This is a genomic window from Pseudoalteromonas sp. TB25 (assembly GCF_000497995.1).
Taxonomy (GTDB): domain Bacteria; phylum Pseudomonadota; class Gammaproteobacteria; order Enterobacterales; family Alteromonadaceae; genus Pseudoalteromonas; species Pseudoalteromonas distincta.
This window is the reverse complement of sequence record NZ_AUTI01000176.1, coordinates 1-18803: the sequence shown is the minus strand read 5'-3', so window position 1 is coordinate 18803 and position 18803 is coordinate 1. Positions and strand designations below refer to the sequence as shown.

The window sequence follows — 18803 nt, the reverse complement described above, 5'->3', positions numbered from 1 at the left end:
AAGCCGCTACCACGCTTTCAGGTGGTGAGGCGCAACGTGTAAAACTAGCACGCGAGCTATCAAAGCGTGATACTGGTAAAACACTCTACATATTAGATGAGCCTACAACAGGCTTACACTTTGCTGATATTGAACAGCTGCTTGTTGTATTACATCGCCTGCGCGATCACGGTAACACCATTGTGGTTATTGAGCACAACCTCGATGTTATTAAAACAGCAGATTGGGTTATTGATTTAGGACCTGAAGGCGGAGCTGGCGGCGGTGAAATACTCATTGCAGGTACACCAGAAGAAGTGGCCGAATGTGAGCGTTCACATACTGGGCATTACTTAAAACCTCTATTAAATAAATAGAGGTTCAGTTGTGACAAATTAATCGGCTTTGAGGTTATTTAACTGTCGAGATTACACTTAATTAAAAATGGCGAGAAGATTCACTTCTCGCTATTTTTTGGCTCTAATTTTTCTTTTATCAACATAACAATCGAAAATGTTATTAAAGAAAAGCAACACACTGCTGCAAATTTAACCTTGAAAGATCAACAGACCCTAGTTATTCCAACTTATCTGTATTATTTGCATGTCTTTATATTTTGATTCTGTAAAGAAAATTTGATTGTTATCACTAATAAAAAATGCGATGGGTTTAAAATCCACGTGCACATCTTTGACTGTTTTATCTTCTAAATTAAGCCGAGCAACTCTTGAAATCGTATCAGAGTAGTAAAGGTAATTACCATTAATAGCAAAAAGTTGTGCTTGTCGCGCGTCTTTGGGTAATTCCCAACTCTGTTTATTTGATAGTTTAATTAACTGATTATTAGTAATTGCATAATTAGTACCGTCAGCGCCTGAAATTAATTTGTTGGCTTTAATATCCTCTAATATAGTTGTGTCTCGCGTTAATAAATTAAACTGAGCAAATAGGTTTTCTGAACCACTTCGCTCTAAATAAATTATACTTTCATTATCTTTAGACCATACATAGTTTAGTATTTTTCGCCCTTTAAACTCAGCTATGGTATAGAGTTTGTTCGACATAACGTCAAAAAATGCAATATCGCTATTAACTCTTAATAAAACACGATCTTGCTTACTCGATACTCTTAGCCCGCCAATAGCAAAGGTAGATTTCCCTTCATAAGTAAAGTTACTAAGTTGCTTTGTAAGTCCATTTTGAGATAACCACAACTGACTGCTGCCAGAGCGCTCGAATACAAAAATATGCGCTAGCCCTTTCTCATTAATGACTTCTACAATATGGTAGTCGTCTTCATCACTTTTGTAGAGTGCTTCATACTCAGGAACATCGTTAAAAAGACTAGTCGCTTTAATTAACGAAAAGGTTTGTGTTTTATTTGCTGAGTAAAAGAGGCTATTAGCAGATTGAACTGCAATATAATAAGGTGAAATTGCTGGGGTAACCGTTAGTGTGCGTTTAATAATATTATTTTCATCAAACACAATGGTTGAAAGGTCAGAGTCTTCAAAAACAATCACGCCTTTATCGTCTGCAAGCCAGTCAAACGCGAAGCTAATTATGCTTTTCTTTGCTTTAAATAATCGCTTGGTTTCATGGGTCTCAAAGTTATAGCTAAATACAGAAAAAGGCTTACCCTTTTGACTAAGTATATATGCTATTTTATTACCTGAAGAAGATAAGCGCGGCATTATTACGCCATACATTACACCTGGTGGTGGAATAACAATGGACTCTTTTTGTAACTCTAAATCAAATTTATATAAACCTGAGCCATCTTGCTCATGTTTATATTCAGTGTAATAAATATATTCACTATTTTCGTCTACTTGTGCGTAGCCGGTGTATCTAAGGTCACACTTTTTAATTAATGTAGCCTCACCAACAATAGGAAACTGGCTTAAATCAACCAGTACCATTTCGCACTGCTGTTGTTTTAAGTTTGTAGCTTGTATAAGCACTGCGTGCTGATTTAACTGCCACGATAAAATAGATACTTGAAAGCCAGGATAGGTAATTTCAACTTCCCTTTGATCAGATAGTCGCTTTACAAATGCATGCATTACGTCATTTTCAGGTTCAACATTTGTATAAGCTAAATATTGTTTATCTGAGGACATCTCAGGGTGAACCTCACTACCTATATTCCACGTGCTTGCTACCTTATTAACCGTGATCTGTTTAATCTTTTCACTAGAAGGTGCATTAATAAAAAACAACCCAAACCATACTAAAGAGCACAGGCAAATAATGACGAGTAAAGAATAAATCAAAAACTTTTTACTGTTCTTTTTTTGAACTGGTTGAGAAGTAGTTGCAGTAGCTATCTCTTCATTTTTGGCAGAAATACCTGGTGAGTCAGGCAAAATGTTTGCAGGCTCTTTCAAAATGTTTGCTTGCGTTAAACGCTCAGGTATTACTGTTAGGCTATATCCTTTACGGTAATGCGTTTTTAAAAGCGGCGCTTTTTCAATTGGATGGGCAAGCTGCTTTCTTAACTCTGAGATTGCACGGTTAATCGCATTATCATCAACAAAGCTCTGTTGCCACACACTCTCAATAAGCTCTTGGCGGAAACAATTTGTTGAGGCTTGTCTATAAAGTGAAGTAATAGCTTTACTAAGAGTGGATCTAATTCCCTTTCTAAATGGTTTGAAGTAATCACACAGCGATTACTAATAAATTGCCAAGGTCCGATTTGATAATTCATAGTTTTTACGTATTTTTATTTTTATAAACCGTATCACATCTACACTTTCTTTTATAGAAAAAGCATTTTAAACCTTATATTAGCATTATAAGGTTTAAGGCTAACCCTCTAAATTAAAACAATTATTTAATTTAAAAACCTTATCTATTAATTGCTCATAACTAGATAAGCGACTCTCAATAAATTCAGCGATATTCTTTAAACCGTCATCAACAAGCAGCTTAGTAAAAAATCATTTGTGATTCTAAATTGGCTGCAATTAAAAATATAAAAGGTTTAATTATGAATAGCACAATGAAAAAAGTACTACCGGCTTTACTACTAGCAACTGCTTTTAATACAACTTCAGTTATTGCAGCTGACGTTAAACAACACACCGTTCAAAGTAATTTTAATCAATGCATAATTGGTGAAAGTATAGAGGCGATTAACCCAGCTAATAAAAAGCAGCAAGAAACAAACAACATAGACGCCACTGAGTCTTTAAAAAGTAATGTTGATACACAAACGTTACTTTCTTCGATAGATGAAAAAATATCAGCTGAGCTTGACTCATCAATGAGCAAAATAAACTCGCAAATTGATAAAAACCTTTCAAAGTTAACATCCTCAATCACTGCATATTTCAGCACTGTGTTATCGAACTAAAAACAATAAAATTAAAAGTTACATAAAGGAATTATCATGAAAAAATTAGTATCTGCCAGCGTATTACTTAGCTGTAGTCTTTTAGCAAATACAGCACAGGCCCAAAGCTCTGTATGGCAAGTAAGCAATGGTAATGACTCACTATTTATTGGCGGTACAGTTCACATACTACCTAAAGCTGAAATGCCACTACCCGCTGAGTTTAACCATGCTTATGAACAAGCGGATACAATTATTTTAGAAGCACCGATAACTGACCCAGCCGACACCAATGCACAAATGCAAATGTTAGGCGCACTATCGTATACAAATAACGAAACGTTAAGTCAAAAACTAGAACCCGAGATTAAGGCATCACTTGAAAATAAGCTTAACGAGTTTGGCGCTAATCTCGCTAAGTTAGATGGTTTTCGCCCTGCTATGGTTAGTATTGTCTTAATGTCGATGGAGCTTCAAAAGCAAAATTTAATGGGTGAAGGGGTTGATGCTTACTTTACTAAAAAAGCGACTGAAGATAACAAAACAAAAAATTACTTAGAAACAATCGAATTTCAGTTAGAGCTTTTTAAAACAATGGGTCAAGGCAACGAAAACGATTTCATTAAACGTAACTTAGCCGAGCTTCACAACTATGGCGATATGTTTAAAGGACTTTTAGCTGCCTGGCGCAAAGGTGATACAGACACCCTAAATAAAGTAGCACTTGAAGATATGCAGCAAAATGATCCGAATAGCTACAAACAAATCATTACAGATAGAAATAATGATTGGTTACCAAAAGTAGAAGCCATGTTTAACAACGACAAAAATGAGTTTGTACTTGTTGGAGTTGCCCATCTTGCAGGACAAGATAGTTTACTTACCTTACTTGAAAACAAGGGCTATAAAGTTTCTTTAGTTGATATTGATAGCACGGCAGATATAACAGTAAGAGGGGCTGAATAATGGATAAAACAGACAAACTAGCTATATCGCTACTGTTTCTATTTGGGTCCATCATGTTGATATGTGCTATATAAAAAATGCCGCTAACAAGCGGCATTTTTTTATTTTAATAAACTTACCCGCGAGGAATAAAACCAAGCGCATCGTATACCGATTTCAATGTTTTCTCAGCACGAACACTTGCTTTTTCAGCACCTGACTTCATTATGCCATCAAGTAGGTTTTGATCTTCTCTGATCTCTTTAAAGCGTGCTTGAATTGGCTCAATCATATTTACAACTGCATCTGCTGTATCTTTCTTTAAATGGCCATACATTTTATCTTCATACTCAGGAACTAGGTCTTCAATTGAGCGCTTAGTTGCAACACTCAATAAAGTAAGCAAGTTTGATACGCCAGGCTTTTCTGTGCGATCAAAATAAATACGTGCTTGTTCATCTGAATCAGTTACTGCTTTTTTAAGCTTTTTCACAATTTGCTTAGGCTCATCTAATAACATGATGTAACCATTTGGGTTTTCGTCAGACTTAGACATTTTTTTAAGTGGATCTTGCAAGCTCATTACGCGTGCACCAAACTCAGGGATGTACGGCTCTGGTAATTTAAATACGTCGCCATATAAATTATTAAAGCGTGTGGCTATATCGCGAGTCAGCTCTAAGTGTTGCTTTTGATCATCCCCTACTGGTACTTGATCAGCTTGGTATAATAAAATATCTGCAGCTTGCAATACCGGATATGAAAATAAGCCCACGTTTACGTTATTTGCGTGCTTAGATGACTTGTCTTTAAACTGAGTCATTCGATTAAGCTCACCCATTTGCGCGTAACAATTTAATACCCACGCTAATTGTGCGTGCTCAGGTACTTGCGATTGTACAAATAACGCAGATTTTTCAGGATCAATGCCACATGCCGCGTAAAGAGCAATACCATCTAACACTCGAGAGCGCAGTAATTCAGGCTCTTGGCGAACCGTAATAGCGTGTAAGTCTACTAACATAAAGAAACTTTCGTGGTCTTCCTGTAACTTTAGCCACTGGTTAATAGCGCCAACATAGTTGCCTATTGTCATACCACCGGTTGGCTGAATGCCGCTTAAAACTACTGGTTTACTCATGATTTTCCTTTATTTTGCTTAATGAATAATATTTAACGCTGCGTTAGAACAGGTATTATATCTAAGAAGTTATCGCATAGGTACTGCGGATTATAATCCTCAAGACTTTCACCTTGGTTATAGCCATAACTAAGTGCAATTACGTCTATATTAGCGGCTTTAGCTGCAAGTATATCGCTTTTAGAATCACCTATCATTATTGCTTTATTAGGTTCCGCATTTAGTTTTTTGCAGGCAAATAGCAATGGTTCTGGCGATGGTTTTTTTGCCATATCGTCACCGCATACAACCACATCAAAATGACTCGTTAGTGCCAGTTTATCGAGTAATTTCTCTGTAAAAATTCGAGACTTATTAGTGATTAATGCTTTAGGCATACCGCGAAGTGCTGCAAGCCCTGTTTCTACATGTTGGTACAAAACACTATACTCACCAACTTGTTGTTCATAATACTTATAGAACTGTAATATTGCTTTGCCACTAAGTGACTCATCTAAATTTTCACTCACTTGCATATCGCCACTCAAAGCGCGTTTTACAAGGACTTCAACACCATTACCAACCCAACTTTCAACCAAGCGTTGACTAACAATAGGAAAAGCAAAATCGCTCAAGGTTAAATTAATAGCGATATACAAGTCGTAAACGCTATCAACCAAAGTACCATCTAAATCAAATAAGGCGACATCGTACTTCATTACTTAACACTTCCAAGCTGCTCACGCATTTGATCAATCACCACTTTGTAATCAGGTTGATTAAAAATAGCTGAGCCTGCAACAAACATATCAGCACCCGCTCGAGCCGCTGCTGCAATATTATCGACCTTAATACCACCATCAACCTCTAAGCGAATATCTCGGCCTGATTCAATAATACGCTGTTTGGCTTGGCGTAATTTTTCAAGCGTATGAGGGATAAAGCTTTGCCCGCCAAACCCAGGATTTACCGACATTAGTAAAATGGTATCTAGCTTATCAATAACATGATCTAAATAACTTAGGCTTGTTGCTGGGTTAAACACTAAGCCTGCTTTACAGCCGTGATCTTTAATTAACTGTATTGTACGATCGACGTGCTCACTGGCTTCAGGATGAAAAGTAATAATAGAAGCACCAGCCTCAGCAAATAAAGGTATTATGCTATCTACAGGCTTAACCATTAAATGTACGTCGATAGGAGCTGTAATACCGTAATCTCTTAGTGCTTTACACACCATAGGACCAATTGTGAGATTAGGTACATAGTGATTATCCATTACATCAAAGTGAACCACATCAGCACCCGCTTCGAGAACTTTATCAACATCTTCGCCTAGCTTTGCAAAATCAGCAGACAAAATAGAAGGGGCTATTAAATATTTTTGCTCTGGGTTAAACATGATTAAATCCATCAATAAATAGTGTATTGCGTTAATGTAACTTAATTGAAGATGTTACCCAAGTAATATGGCGTAATAGCCCCCATTTTAGGTAACTTTAAGTTTGATATTTAACCAGTATTTGCTATGATTAAAAAAGTAACAAATTATTGGATTTCATCATGCGTGCTTTTAAAATTGGGATATTAATTGCGTCGGCATTACTGCTTATCGGGGCGTTTAGCTTTGGTTCAAGCTCTGAGCAAGAATTAAGCTCAGTGAGTAATTGTCATAATACACAAGTGGTAAGTGCTCAAAACACTTTAACTGCGTGTATTAAAGCTGAAGAAGAGTCATCATGGTTTTCGTGGTTAACTGGCGATAGCCGTAGTGCTCAGTTTCATTACCTTGATTTACTGGAACTACTTACTAGTTCTGAAGATTCTAAAAACACTCCTTCTTTAAAACCTTTATTTTAAATAATGCTACAACTTTTTAGCGCGTTGCAAAGTGTGCTAGCTGCATTTTTTGGTGTTCAGTCTGAAAATAAACGCCAAGTCGATTTTAAACAACATTCCCCTTTATCCATCATTTTAATTGCGATTGTACTATTTGTTGCTTTTGTTATCGCAATTTACGCAGTGGTTGCTTGGGTGCTAAATACATAGCCATCAACTCGTCAACTTTATTTCTAGAGCCACCTTTGGGGCTAATAGTGCGCTTTACTTGAATTTGTTCAAGCGATGCTTGGCTATAAATTTTACGCGTCCACACGGTATCGTGGTTTGAAATAAGCACAGGTGTGTTATTTTCAAATGCGGCTTGTTCTGCCAAATTAGCTAAGTTAGCCTGATCATCTAAATTAAAACCCCCTTTAGCGTATGACGTAAAAGAAGCCGTTTTACTTAATGGTACATAAGGTGGGTCGCAATAAATAACAGCATTGTTAGGCACTAACTTAAAAACGTCATCGTAATCTAAACAAGTGAACGTTGCTTTTTGTGCTTTTTCAGCAAAAAAATACATTTCTTTTTCAGGAAAGTAAGGCTTTTTATACTTACCAAAAGGCACATTAAAAATGCCTTTTAAATTATACCTACACAGTCCGTTGTAACCATGGCGGTTCATGTATAAAAACAAGATTGAACGTTCGTATACATCACGGCTTTGATTAAACTGCACACGATATTCGTAATACGCATCTGCGTGATTATTCAAATCAACAAATAGCTTTTTAGCGTCACTAATAAGCTCATCTGGAGAGCTTTTAAGCTCTTTATATAAGTTAATTAAGTCTGCATTGATATCATTGAGGATATAGTGCTTAAAGTCACTATTTAAAAACACAGAGCCTGCACCAACAAAAGGTTCAACCAAAGTATCAGCATGCTTGCTAGCTTGGTTTAATCGCGCATTAATGTTTTCAACTAGGCTGTATTTTCCGCCGGCCCATTTAAGGAAGGCTCTACTTTTTTGCTGCATTGGCTCTTTACTTCAATCTGGTGTTGCGCGATTTTACACTAAAGCAGTGTGTTTTACTGATCAACGACTGCTATTTCTTGCTTTATTTTACTAATTTTTTTATAGAAAGGTTTATTTTTTCTAACCCCAGGGGGTAAAGTATCCATTGCTGATTTTGCCTCGTTTATACTCTCAAAGCTGCCAAATGTAACAACCCACCATATTTGATTATTTCGCTTCGTTTGGTAAGAATGTGCTTGCTGCTGTAGATTGAATTGAGCAATGAAATTATCGCGAACTTCCTGCTGAGTTACCGCTAATAATTGAATAACACTATTTGTATCTGCTTGCTGCATGTACCAAATATTATCTTGGCTTATCTGAGTTTGCTCTGCTGTATTTACTTTCTCTACTTTTAGAGCTTTAGATACAACTTCACCTGCTTCACTGCTTTTGTTTTTAACGCTATTATCAATAGCATTGTCTAATACCTTGACGGTATTTGCAGGTTCGGTAAGACTTTGCATGATAGCAGGCACATCATTAATGTGTACGCTCTCTGGCTCAATATCTGGCTCAACTACTTCAGGGTCATTTAAGGTAACTACTGACTCATTTTGCTTTATAACCGGCTCACTTACTTGCTCTACAGATATTGCTGTATTTAGGACTTGCGCTTCTTCCTGCTGATAATATTGTTGCCACCACTGCGTCATATCAGACTTATAAAGCAGACCAATAATTAAAAGCATAATTAACAACATCAAAATCAATAAGTGCAATCGCCAAGATACTTTATCTTTAACGATAATATCGGCTATGTGCTCACTAGGTTGCCAAGCAAGCAATAAGCTGGGATTACCATGAGCCTCGGCTAAAAAAGTACTAAAAACAGGGTCTTCATCATAAGGTAAATCAGTAAAGTACCACTGCAATAACATCTTGCTTTCTCGAAGCGTCAGTGGCTCCAAGTAAATTTCGACAGCATCATTTAAAGCAAGTTTAGACTGTGATGCAATTATGATATACAACGTATTAGGGCTATTTTTAGAAAGCAGCTCAAGCTCAATTAGTATCTCTTCAGATAATTGCCTACCGCCATCAAGCACCCATAAACAAGGTCCGCACTGCTGTTGCTCAAGCAGCTGGTAATAGTTTTCAGGTAAACTTAAATTATGATCAACTAAAGGGGAATTAAAGCTTTGCTCTAATAAATCGCTCATTAGCTGAGCGTCAGTCATTTGTGCACTTACTTGCACAAACGCTTTATTAAAGTCATTGTATTTATCTGTAATGAAGGTTTCGAGCATATAACTTTTACCTAGCCCCGATGTGCCAAGTAAAACTATTAAATTTTGTCCGTACTCAAATTGCAGTGCGATTCTATCCACCAAAGCCGCACGGCTTGGTAAAATTTGTGACTGCATTTACTGCTCGATTAAGTCTCTAACTTGGTCATCAGAAACATCATCAACTAATGCACACTGGCCAAATTGGGTAGGTAGAATAAAGCGTATAGTGCCTCTTTTATTCTTTTTGTCTTTACGCATATGCGTTAGGAACTGCTCACTAGTCATTTGCTTTGGAATTTCTGTTGGTAAATTATATAGCTCAAGCAGCTTAATAATTCGATCAACTTCACTTGCGCTTAAATCTTGGCGTGTCTTGGCAAGTTTAGCTGCTAATACCATGCCTGTTGCAACAGCTTCGCCATGTAACCAAACACCGTAGCCCATTTCTGCCTCAATTGCATGGGCAAATGTATGACCTAAGTTTAATAAAGCACGTAAACCATGCTCTTTTTCATCTTGCGCAACTATAAGCGCTTTTATTTCACAACATCTAAAAATAATATGCTGTAAGCACGTTTCATCTAGTTGCTGCAAATTAGCTACGTTTCGCTCTAAGTATGCAAATAATTCGGTATCGTAAATCAGACCATACTTAATTACTTCAGCCATACCTGCTGCAAACTCTCTTGCTGGTAGGGTGTGTAATGTTTGTGTATCAATAAAAACCGCTTGAGGCTGATAAAATGCCCCTATCATATTTTTACCTAAAGGATGATTTACTGCCGTTTTACCACCTACCGATGAATCAACCTGTGAAAGCACTGTCGTTGGTATTTGAATAAACGGTACGCCGCGCTGATAACACGCTGCTACAAAACCAGTTAGATCACCTATAACACCGCCACCTAACGCGATTAAACACGTATCTCGGCCACAGTTATTTTGTAGTAAAAATGCTGATATTTTTTCAAACCATTCAAGTGATTTATATTGTTCACCGTCAGGAATAATAAAAGATAGCGGATTTTGATCTGCTAATGAGTCAAGTAACGCTTGTAAATATAAAGGCGCTATTGTGTCATTAGTAATGATGATAGGCCGACAATCACCAATGTGGTGAACCAGGCGGCCATTATCTTGAAGTGCAGATTGCCCAATATAAATAGGATAACTTCGCTCGTCCAAATTAACTGTTAATTTAAGCATGCTTAGTTATTTCCTTATTATTGGTTTTTAAAAATCTAATTTCTCGATGATTTGGTTAGCAACAACTTTAGCGCTTTGCTCATCGGTACGTACAACAAAATCGGCAACTTCTTTGTATAGGGGCTCGCGTTCTTCTGCTAAGCGCTCTAGTACGTTACGAGGTGCTTCTTCAGTTTGCAGTAATGGGCGACGCTTGTCGCGTTGCGTGCGTGCAACTTGCTTTTCTATAGGTGTCTCTAGGTATACAACTATACCTCGAGCCGAAAGCTTGTTTCGAACTTCTTTGCTCATTACTGAACCACCACCGGTAGCAAGTACAATACCTTGCATCTCGGTTAAATCGCCAATAACAGACTCTTCTCGAAGTCTAAAGCCTTCTTCACCTTCAAGATCGAATACCCATGCAATATCTGCACCTGTGCGGCGTTCGATTTCTTGATCAGAATCAACAAATTCAAGGTGTAATTGGTCAGCGATGTGACGACCAATCGTGCTTTTGCCAGCCCCCATGGGGCCAACTAGAAATATATTACGTTTCTCAGCCATATCTTTTAGTACAAACAAACTCTAAAATTTGAAATAAAACCCCGCCTAACGACCTGGCCCCAAAATTAAGGAGGGGATTATCTCAGTAATTGCAGGGGTATTTCAAGTCAATTAGAATAAAAAGCCATATAACGAGCAATTAATCTAAATAATCACCCGTTGGTTAACATAAAACCACTGTATTTTAATCAATTTGTATTTTCGGTGTCACGAAAATAAGTAATTCACGCTTTTCATTAAACTCACTTGTGGTTTTAAATAGTCTTCCTACGTAAGGAATGTCACCTAAAATTGGCACTTTACTCGTAGTATTAATGATTTGCTGTTGGAAAATACCACCGAGTACTACGGTTTGGCCATTCTCGACTAACACTTGTGTTTGAATTTCTTGAGTATCAATAGACACCGCTTCACCAGTACCTGTTTGTACAGTATCACCACGTGTATCTTGAGTAATAATTAAATCTAGAATTACTTTATTATCAGGTGTGATATGAGGTGTAACTTCTAAGCTCAGTACCGCTTTTTTAAAGCTTACGGTAGTAGCACCGCTTGAAGCTGACTCAGTATAAGGAATTTCAGTACCTTGCTCTATTCGGGCTTTTTGCTGATTAGCCGCTATTATACGTGGACTAGCAATAATCTCGCCTTTATTCTCTTCCTCAAGCGCACTTAGCTCTAAATCAATCAGCGTGCCGTTAGCCAGTTTTGCTATGTGTAAGCCAATGCTAGCCGCAGGGTTAGTGATAGGTAAATTTACATTTAATCGGTCTGAAATACTTGGTGCATCTGAAGTAGATGTCGCATTATAAATACCTTCTGCGCCTTCAAGAGAGCCTGAAATACCAACACTACTGCCTTGGTCACTAAAGCCCCAACGTACGCCTAAGTCTTCAGTAACGTTATCGCGCACAGTTACCATTCGAGATTCTATTACAACCTGCTGCACTGGAATATCAAGCGTTTCAATCATGCGGCGAATGTTTTCTATACTCTTAACAGTATCTTTTACTAACAAAGTATTTGTACGTTGATCAACAGATACACTACCACGGGCAGTTATAATACTGTTTGTATCTGTTTTTAATAGATCAGCAAAATTTTCGGCTTTAGCATAGTTTAATCGGATGTATTCACTATATAGAGGCTCTAAGTCTTCAACTTGCTGTTTAGCTTTTAAATCTTTGGCTTCACGTGCTGCAAGTTCTTCTGCAGGCGCTACCATTAATATAGAGCCATCCATGCGCTTATCTAGCCCTTTAATACGTAGTACTACGTCAAGCGCTTGATCCCACGGTACACCATCTAGGCGCAGCGTTATATTGCCCGTTACTGAATCACTGGTTACTAAGTTAAAGTCGTTGTAACCCGCGATAATTTGCAGTGCTGCACGCACAGAGATATCTTGAAAATTTAAGGTCATAGGGCGACCTTGATACTCAACACCACCATCTAAGTACGCATTTTGCGTTTCATCTTTTTCTACTGTCAACGTTAAAATATTATCTATTTGCTGATACGTAAACGTGAACTGAGCATTAGGTTCGATAACAACACGACTTAAACCATCTTCTTTAAAAGTCTCGATATTACTTACAACAGTTCCAAAATCTAATACATCTAATTCATAAAGTAGATCGTCTAAAATATCGGTGTGATGAAAGTCAGCGTAAATTTTCCCGCCACTTTCATGGACTTCAATTGCAGCTTGAGTGTCTTGTAAAAATACAAGTACTTTTGCTTCACCCTTCTCACCACGTCTAAAATCAATTGACTGGATACGGTTAATGTAATTTCCACTTTCATCACCTGAGTCCATCACTACATCTTCATTTTCAGGTTCTGTAAGAGGGTTATCAGAGACCCGTATCGATACTAAATTGTTATGAACTTCAGTCTCATAAATTTTTAATCTATCTAAGTTTACCGTTACCTTTAAACCACTGTTAGTTAAAACATTAGTAACACTGCTAATTCCAGCTTGATTAACTTCAACATCATTTAAACCAACTTCTAACTCTGCAGAATCAAAAAACATTTCGATTCGGGCTGGGCTATTAAACACTTGAACTTTTGGTTCAAAGGTTAACTCTTCATCAAAAACAAGCTGTAATTCAGTTTCGCCTTTAAGTAATGGATTATAACGAACATCATAAAGCAATGGCCCAGCTATGGCTGAGTTTACAGTGACTAAAGCAACAGCAGCCAGTAATGTCCGTGAAATACGATGAAGCCAAAGTACATCCTTATGCATCCTATTTTTACCTTTTTTATTATTAATTTGCGCCATCTGTTGCCGCCTCTAACATTTCTAATTTCGTCAGGCGCTCTTTCCAACAGCCAGACCCATCAGGGATTAATTCCACTAATTCTATATAGTCGTTGCTTACTCTTTTTACTTTGCCATCATAACTTCCAAGATAATTCCCTACCGTTACGCGGTGCAAAGTGTCATCTGTTGCTGTAATTAATGCCCATATTTGTCCACTAGAGCCAATTGTGCCTTTCATTGCTAAATTATCTAGCGGGTATTTCTCTAAAGGTTCGCGGCGACGCTCTTGATCTGGGTGCAAACAGTTTTTTACTTGCGTTAGTTTATTTTGAATAATCTCAGGCTGAGGCGCTACAAACGGGCTACGTAGCTGACCAGCACTGTACTCAAATATTTCAAACTTTGTCAGTTCAGGAATCGTCTCAACCTTTGGTGTGGTGCTTGCTTTTACCTGATCAATAAATTCTTTTTGCTCAGAAGTGTCATCATTACAACCAGCTAAAACAAACGCTATAGCTAAAGGTACTACGCGAAGGAGCTTCATTTTTTAACCCCTTCTTCATAACGATATGTTTTTGCAACAACACTGAATGTTAACTGTTTATCGCCCGATGATAAAATAGAAAAGTCATGTAAGCTTACAATTCGGGGTAACTGGGCCACTTTACCTACAAACTCACCAAACTCATGGTAGCTACCTATTACTTCGATTTTAATAGGCAGCTCGGTATAAAATTCTTTTTCAACTTCTGGCAGCCAACCTATTTTTAAAAAAGTCAGACCACTCGTTGTCCCAACATATGATAAATCATCAAGTAAACCAGGAGTTTCATTCGAAGTGGGTAGACGCTTTAATAGCTGTGAAAACTTATCTTCCATTTCAATCATTTGTTGACGATATATTTCAAGCTTGCTCGCTACTGCATACTTAGTTCGATAAGTTGTTCGTAGTTCAACTTCTTTTGCCACGGCACTATGGTAGCTGTCAATTTCATCAGAAACTAATAGGCTATAACTAAAAAACAATACAAGGCCCGCAACAAATGTGCAGCAAATTGCTTTAACAGCAATTGGCCAATCACCAATGTTATCAAGCTCTATTTCATTCCAATCAATTTCACTCAGTGCTTTAAAATCAAGGTTCATCGCTAACCTCACCAATTTTATCAAATGGTTTTACATAAAATTCCATATTAAAATCACTAAGTAAACGCGAAGATTGATCGCCTGCAACAATGCCCTGCATTGAAGGATTCTCTAGTAAATATGAGCTTTGTACTTGGCGGAGCATTGTTGATAGACGATTATTAGATTCACTACGTCCTAAAACATGTATTTGGCTGCCTTTGCGCTCCAGTTTTGTTAAATAAACACCACCTGGCACTATTTTGGCAACTTCATCCATTATTTGCGTACCCAAGTTACGGCTGCTTTGCAATTCTTCAATGAGCCTCATACGCTGTTGTAAATTTTCCTTTCTTTTATCTAAGCTTCGTATTTCACTTATTTTTTTATCTAGCATGCTAATTTCTGAGCTTAAATAATTATTCTTTAAGTTTTGACCGTCTTTTAAGGCACTATAAAAAGAGCTTAATAAATACATACTTGCAAAACAAAGTATAACGACACCAACAAGTATAGTTACAAATTTCTTTTTCGATTCTTCGCGTTGTGATTCACGCCAAGGCAGTAGATTTATATGTGGCATGTTGAAAAACTCCTTAATGCCAACCCTGTTGCAATTGCAAACTGCGTTTTGTGACGCTGCATTATATTACGGTCTACCTTTGGGGAAATTTCCATATTTACAAAAGGCTCTGCAACAACTGAGTGGATACCGAGTTCTTCAATAAGCAATCGGTCGATACCTTTTATCATCGATGTACCGCCCGTTAATACAATATAATCTATTTGCTCTTTACCGCTGGTTGTTAAAAACATTTGCACAGCTCTGCGAACTTGTTGAAGTAACGAAGTTTGAAAAGGGGCTAATACTTCAAAGGTATAGTTTGGCGGTAAATCACCTGATGTTTTGCCTATTTCGGCTTCATCAAAGCCTTTATTATAATAAGCAACAATACTATTTGTATATTGATCGCCACCAAAAACTTGGTCACGGGTATAAATGGTTTCCCCAGCTTGCACAACACTCACAAGCATTAAAACTGCGCCAATATCGACCACAGCCACACACTTATTAAATGCATCGCTAGGTAATTGTTGATAGTAAACGTCCATAGCACGGCTCAATGCGTAGCTTTCTACATCTACTATTTTGGCCTCTAAATTTGCGGCTTCTAAAGCGCCCACCCGTGCTTCAACACTCTCAGTACGAGCAGCCGAAAGCAAAACATTCATTTTGCTAGGATCGGCCTCATTCGTCGAAAGCTTCTCAAAATCGAGGCTCACTTCATCAAGTGGGTAAGGGATTAAACTATCAGCTTCAATTTCAATTTGCGATTCAAGTTCAGCATCTGTTAACGATACATCCATGAAGATCACTTTTGTAATAACTGTTTGGCCAGAAACAGCCACTGCAGCAGATTTTAACGACTTCGGTAATTTTTTTCTTAATTTTGTAATAACGTTACCAATCGCTTCAATATCTTGGATTGTGCGCTCGCTCATCGCACCTTTTGGCATCGGCTCAATTGCAAGTGCTTCTAGTCGAAATCCAGTTTCAATTTCACGTAAAAGCACCGCTTTGATAGAGTGCGATCCAATATCAATTCCTACCATCATCGGGGACGGTTTTTGAAATAGTTGACTTAGCATGTTTCAACTTGGCCTTTGTTTTAATAATAAACAAGTTATAATTTTTATCTGAAAAAATATTATTCATTTTTTAATCAATATATACTAGCAGTCAAAACTCGCAATTGGGAGTCCATTTAGGGAAATATAAGTGATTTTATTAAAACGAACTTTACAATTTTTTATCATTTGTGTGTTAATTGGTCTGATCACTTTGGTCAGTCTTTATTACTACGTTAAACCTGATATCCCCAGTGTGCAAGTTTTAAAAGACGTGCAATTACAAACTCCTATGCAAGTATTCACAAAAGATGGGCTTTTAATCAATCAATTTGGTGAAAAGCGTCGTATTCCAGTGACTATTGATGAAATTCCTCAAACACTCATTAATGCATTTTTAGCGACAGAAGATAATCGATTTTACGATCATATAGGCATAGATCCTATAGGTATTGTGCGTTCGGCTATTGTTCTTATATCTACCGGCGAGAAAAAACAAGGCGCAAGTACTATTACTATGCAGCTTGCTCGTAATTTCTTTTTAACTCGCGAAAAAGCATATATTCGTAAAGTTAAAGAAATATTTATAGCGCTACATATTGAAGGTGTATTAACAAAAGACGAAATTTTAGAGCTTTACCTTAATAAAATAGAATTAGGTAATCGCGCTTTCGGTATTGGTGCTGCAGCACAAGTTTATTACGGTAAGGAGTTAAAAGATTTAACACTTGCACAAATGGCGATGATTGCAGGTTTACCGAAGGCCCCTTCAGCTTTAAACCCAATTCGTAACCCAACGCGTGCAAAAGCACGCCGAAATGTTGTTTTAGGGCGTTTATTAACTGAAAATTATATTACTCAAGAAGAATATAACGAAGCAACGAGCCAACCTATCACCGCTTATTTTCATGGTGCTGAAATAAATTTATACGCCCCGTATATTTCTGAAATGGTGCGCGCTGAAATGGTCTCGCGTTATGGAATAGATAAAGCTTACAACTCAGGTTTTAAAATTTTCACCTCGGTAGAGTCTAAAGTTCAAAAAGCAGCGCAAAACGCACTTGTAAATAACTTACATAATTACGATATGCGCCATGGTTTTAGAGGACCAACAGATGCTTTATGGGACCCTGAAACACAACCTGCTTTAACTGAGCAACAAATACTCAGTAAATTACAAAGCGTAAATGAGTTGGGTACTTTGAAAGCAGCAGCCGTGCTTAGTGTTAATGATAAAACAGCGTCGGTATTACTTAAAAGTGGCGAGCGCACAACTCTTACTTGGGATAACTTAAAATGGGCGCGTAAATATATTACTCGTTACCGCCAAAGTTTTGCTCCAAAAGCAGCTACAGATATTTTAACGTCAGGAATGCAAATATGGGTGCGTAAAAATGAAGATGACAGCTACTTACTAAGCCAAATACCAGAAGCATCAAGTGCTATTGTGTCACTCGACCCACAAGATGGCAGAATTAAAGCTATTGTAGGTGGTTACAGCTTTGAGCAAAGTCAATATAACCGAGCGGTACAAGCAAAGCGTCAAGTAGGTTCTAATATAAAACCTTTTATATATTCAGCAGCACTTGAAAAAGGTTACACGCTTGCGTCTATATTAAACGATGCTCCTATAAACCAATGGGATAAAAGCCAAGGCGTAGCATGGCGTCCTAAAAACAGCCCTGCTGTATATAATGGTCCGATAAGAATTCGCCGTGCCTTAGCACAGTCTAAAAACGTTATTTCGGTGCGCTTACTACGCGGCGTTGGATTACAACGTACAGCTGATCATTTATTAAAGTTTGGCTTTAAAGATTCAGACATTAATCGCAGTGAATCACTAGCACTGGGTAGTGCTTCCATTACTCCACTTGAACTTGCCCGTGGCATGAGTGCATTTGCCAATGGTGGCCACTTAATTGAACCTTACTTTATTTCAGAAATTCAAGATGCTTACGGTAATGTATTGTTCAAAGTAAACCCTGCCCTTGCCTGTGACGAAGAGTCTTTACCAACACATAATGAATTCTCACTTCATAATAGTAGTGATGAAGTGGAGCCAACAAAAAAATGTGCACCGAGAATTATTTCTAAGCAGAATGCTTTTTTAATTGCTGATGCAATGCACAGTGGTATTTGGGGCGGCGGTAGTTGGGCCCATAAAACGGGTTGGAGTGGTACAGGTTGGCGCGCACAAGCTTTAGAACGTCGTGATCTTTCGGGTAAAACAGGCACAACTAACGATTCTGTAGACACCTGGTTTAGTGGTTTTAACAGTAAAGTAATGACTTCTGTGTGGGTGGGCTTTGATAACCCAGGTAACGCTCTTGGTCGTTCTACGTACAATAACAACTTAGATAGCAGCCAAATATCTGGTGCTGAATCGGGGGCTAAAACAGCGCAGCCTGCATGGATTGAATTTATGAAAGCCGCACTTGAGGGAACACCTGAAGCGCCAATTGAGCCACCTGAGGGGCTTGTTTCGATTCGTATTGATTTAGCCACTG

General features: G+C 37.8%; 17 protein-coding genes and 2 pseudogenes. 6 read left to right on the top strand and 13 right to left on the bottom strand.

The features are described 5' to 3' along the window. Window positions 1–356: pseudogene (locus L652_RS0103935) on the top strand (ATP-binding cassette domain-containing protein); the annotation flags it as partial. Between the two features lie 195 nt (window positions 357–551). Here L652_RS0103935 and L652_RS01000000123215 read toward each other — a convergent pair. Continuing rightward, window positions 552–2692 (bottom strand): annotated as a pseudogene (locus L652_RS01000000123215) (winged helix-turn-helix domain-containing protein). A 282-nt stretch (window positions 2693–2974) separates the two neighbouring features. On the opposite strand from L652_RS01000000123215, the gene L652_RS0103925 reads away from it, so the two are divergent. After that, window positions 2975–3340: a hypothetical protein gene (locus L652_RS0103925; RefSeq protein WP_024595272.1), complete on the top strand. Its 366-nt coding sequence runs from the start codon at window positions 2975–2977 to the stop codon at window positions 3338–3340. A 36-nt stretch (window positions 3341–3376) separates the two neighbouring features. Beyond that, window positions 3377–4285 carry a TraB/GumN family protein gene (locus tag L652_RS0103920; protein WP_029753155.1) on the top strand — a complete coding sequence of 303 codons (909 nt, stop codon included), beginning with the start codon at window positions 3377–3379 and terminating at the stop codon, window positions 4283–4285. A 115-nt stretch (window positions 4286–4400) separates the two neighbouring features. Here the strand turns inward: L652_RS0103920 and trpS are convergent, their stop codons facing one another. Genes trpS through rpe form a run of 3 tightly spaced genes read right to left on the bottom strand, consistent with a single transcriptional unit; the run spans window position 4401 to window position 6786 of the window. Beyond that, window positions 4401–5405, bottom strand: a complete 1005-nt coding sequence (gene trpS / locus L652_RS0103915) for a tryptophan--tRNA ligase (RefSeq protein WP_002958388.1) — start codon at window positions 5403–5405, stop codon at window positions 4401–4403. A gap of 32 nt (window positions 5406–5437) precedes the next feature. Further along, complete coding sequence (locus L652_RS0103910) at window positions 5438–6103, bottom strand: phosphoglycolate phosphatase (protein WP_024595274.1); 666 nt, start codon at window positions 6101–6103, stop codon at window positions 5438–5440. After that, on the bottom strand, window positions 6103–6786 hold the full coding sequence (gene rpe, locus L652_RS0103905; RefSeq protein ID WP_002958386.1) for a ribulose-phosphate 3-epimerase: 684 nt from the start codon (window positions 6784–6786) through the stop codon (window positions 6103–6105). Before rpe ends, L652_RS0103910 begins: the two co-directional genes overlap by 1 nt. A 161-nt stretch (window positions 6787–6947) precedes the next feature. Here rpe and L652_RS0103900 point away from each other — a divergent pair, with 161 nt between their 5' ends. Together L652_RS0103900 and L652_RS1000000124465 are read left to right on the top strand one after the other, a co-directional pair. After that, entirely contained in the window at window positions 6948–7244 is a 297-nt protein-coding gene (locus tag L652_RS0103900; RefSeq protein ID WP_024596024.1) for a hypothetical protein, read from the top strand. 3 nt (window positions 7245–7247) lie between these two features. After that, window positions 7248–7433: a DUF2970 domain-containing protein gene (locus L652_RS1000000124465; RefSeq protein ID WP_076914912.1), complete on the top strand. Its 186-nt coding sequence runs from the start codon at window positions 7248–7250 to the stop codon at window positions 7431–7433. Here L652_RS1000000124465 and L652_RS0103895 read toward each other — a convergent pair. From L652_RS0103895 to L652_RS0103855, 9 genes are all read right to left on the bottom strand, one after another. Beyond that, the gene (locus L652_RS0103895) at window positions 7390–8247 is read right to left on the bottom strand and encodes a Dam family site-specific DNA-(adenine-N6)-methyltransferase (protein WP_002958383.1); all 858 of its coding nucleotides are present in this window, start codon (window positions 8245–8247) and stop codon (window positions 7390–7392) included. The genes L652_RS1000000124465 and L652_RS0103895 overlap by 44 nt on opposite strands. A gap of 53 nt (window positions 8248–8300) precedes the next feature. Beyond that, window positions 8301–9653, bottom strand: a complete 1353-nt coding sequence (locus tag L652_RS0103890) for an AAA family ATPase (RefSeq protein WP_024596025.1) — start codon at window positions 9651–9653, stop codon at window positions 8301–8303. After that, the gene (aroB, locus tag L652_RS0103885; protein WP_024596026.1) at window positions 9654–10724 is read right to left on the bottom strand and encodes a 3-dehydroquinate synthase; all 1071 of its coding nucleotides are present in this window, start codon (window positions 10722–10724) and stop codon (window positions 9654–9656) included. 27 nt (window positions 10725–10751) lie between these two features. Next, window positions 10752–11270 (bottom strand): shikimate kinase AroK, encoded by a 519-nt coding sequence (aroK, locus tag L652_RS0103880; protein WP_004589350.1) that lies wholly within the window; start codon window positions 11268–11270, stop codon window positions 10752–10754. A 184-nt stretch (window positions 11271–11454) separates the two neighbouring features. After that, a complete protein-coding gene (locus L652_RS0103875; protein WP_024596027.1) occupies window positions 11455–13560 on the bottom strand; it encodes a type IV pilus secretin PilQ family protein in 2106 nt (701 codons plus the stop codon). After that, window positions 13547–14086 (bottom strand): pilus assembly protein PilP, encoded by a 540-nt coding sequence (locus L652_RS0103870; RefSeq protein ID WP_002958378.1) that lies wholly within the window; start codon window positions 14084–14086, stop codon window positions 13547–13549. The genes L652_RS0103875 and L652_RS0103870 overlap by 14 nt, the downstream gene beginning before the upstream one ends. Then, window positions 14083–14688 (bottom strand): type 4a pilus biogenesis protein PilO, encoded by a 606-nt coding sequence (locus tag L652_RS0103865; protein ID WP_024596028.1) that lies wholly within the window; start codon window positions 14686–14688, stop codon window positions 14083–14085. Before L652_RS0103865 ends, L652_RS0103870 begins: the two co-directional genes overlap by 4 nt. Then, window positions 14678–15250, bottom strand: a complete 573-nt coding sequence (locus L652_RS0103860) for a PilN domain-containing protein (protein WP_002958376.1) — start codon at window positions 15248–15250, stop codon at window positions 14678–14680. Before L652_RS0103860 ends, L652_RS0103865 begins: the two co-directional genes overlap by 11 nt. Continuing rightward, entirely contained in the window at window positions 15238–16317 is a 1080-nt protein-coding gene (locus L652_RS0103855; RefSeq protein ID WP_024596029.1) for a pilus assembly protein PilM, read from the bottom strand. Before L652_RS0103855 ends, L652_RS0103860 begins: the two co-directional genes overlap by 13 nt. Before the next feature lie 130 nt (window positions 16318–16447). Here L652_RS0103855 and L652_RS0103850 point away from each other — a divergent pair. Further along, window positions 16448–18803: PBP1A family penicillin-binding protein (locus L652_RS0103850; RefSeq protein WP_024603309.1), on the top strand; the 2356-nt coding region annotated here is incomplete at its 3' end.

What these genes read in the sequence shown, in the direction of transcription:
- L652_RS0103925 (WP_024595272.1), top strand. Translation starts at nt 2,975, where the DNA reads ATGAATAGCACAATGAAAAAAGTACTACCGGCTTTACTACTAGCAACT.
- L652_RS0103920 (WP_029753155.1), top strand. Translation starts at nt 3,377, where the DNA reads ATGAAAAAATTAGTATCTGCCAGCGTATTACTTAGCTGTAGTCTTTTA.
- trpS (WP_002958388.1), bottom strand. Translation starts at nt 5,405, where the DNA reads ATGAGTAAACCAGTAGTTTTAAGCGGCATTCAGCCAACCGGTGGTATG.
- L652_RS0103910 (WP_024595274.1), bottom strand. Translation starts at nt 6,103, where the DNA reads ATGAAGTACGATGTCGCCTTATTTGATTTAGATGGTACTTTGGTTGAT.
- rpe (WP_002958386.1), bottom strand. Translation starts at nt 6,786, where the DNA reads ATGTTTAACCCAGAGCAAAAATATTTAATAGCCCCTTCTATTTTGTCT.
- L652_RS0103900 (WP_024596024.1), top strand. Translation starts at nt 6,948, where the DNA reads ATGCGTGCTTTTAAAATTGGGATATTAATTGCGTCGGCATTACTGCTT.
- L652_RS1000000124465 (WP_076914912.1), top strand. Translation starts at nt 7,248, where the DNA reads ATGCTACAACTTTTTAGCGCGTTGCAAAGTGTGCTAGCTGCATTTTTT.
- L652_RS0103895 (WP_002958383.1), bottom strand. Translation starts at nt 8,247, where the DNA reads ATGCAGCAAAAAAGTAGAGCCTTCCTTAAATGGGCCGGCGGAAAATAC.
- L652_RS0103890 (WP_024596025.1), bottom strand. Translation starts at nt 9,653, where the DNA reads ATGCAGTCACAAATTTTACCAAGCCGTGCGGCTTTGGTGGATAGAATC.
- aroB (WP_024596026.1), bottom strand. Translation starts at nt 10,724, where the DNA reads ATGCTTAAATTAACAGTTAATTTGGACGAGCGAAGTTATCCTATTTAT.
- aroK (WP_004589350.1), bottom strand. Translation starts at nt 11,270, where the DNA reads ATGGCTGAGAAACGTAATATATTTCTAGTTGGCCCCATGGGGGCTGGC.
- L652_RS0103875 (WP_024596027.1), bottom strand. Translation starts at nt 13,560, where the DNA reads ATGGCGCAAATTAATAATAAAAAAGGTAAAAATAGGATGCATAAGGAT.
- L652_RS0103870 (WP_002958378.1), bottom strand. Translation starts at nt 14,086, where the DNA reads ATGAAGCTCCTTCGCGTAGTACCTTTAGCTATAGCGTTTGTTTTAGCT.
- L652_RS0103865 (WP_024596028.1), bottom strand. Translation starts at nt 14,688, where the DNA reads ATGAACCTTGATTTTAAAGCACTGAGTGAAATTGATTGGAATGAAATA.
- L652_RS0103860 (WP_002958376.1), bottom strand. Translation starts at nt 15,250, where the DNA reads ATGCCACATATAAATCTACTGCCTTGGCGTGAATCACAACGCGAAGAA.
- L652_RS0103855 (WP_024596029.1), bottom strand. Translation starts at nt 16,317, where the DNA reads ATGCTAAGTCAACTATTTCAAAAACCGTCCCCGATGATGGTAGGAATT.